The organism is Leclercia adecarboxylata (genome assembly GCF_035787115.1).
Lineage (GTDB): Bacteria > Pseudomonadota > Gammaproteobacteria > Enterobacterales > Enterobacteriaceae > Enterobacter > Enterobacter adecarboxylatus_E.
Map to the genome: position 1 here is coordinate 1 of NZ_JALKTL010000028.1, position 294 is coordinate 294.

Here is a 294-nt window from a genome sequence, read left to right on the forward strand (position 1 = left end):
GATGTTTCACTTCATGATTGTGAAAATTTGAGAGACTCGAACACACCGTATTTCTGTTCTTATTACGGAGAACAGACACAGCGTGTCGTTTCAATTTTCAGCTTGATCCAGATTTTTAAAGAGCAAAACTTCTTAATGCACTCGAAAGCACATTCAGAAGTTCATCATTCATCAGACAATCTGTGTGAGCACTGCAAAGGCAGGTTCTTTAAGGTAAGGAGGTGATCCAACCGCAGGTTCCCCTACGGTTACCTTGTTACGACTTCACCCCAGTCATGAATCACAAAGTGGTAA

1 rRNA gene is annotated in these 294 nt (G+C 41.5%); it reads right to left on the reverse strand.

Annotated features, from left to right (window positions below):
* Window positions 1-214 precede the first annotated feature (214 nt).
* Window positions 215-294, reverse strand: a 16S ribosomal RNA gene (locus MXM41_RS22700); the annotation flags it as partial.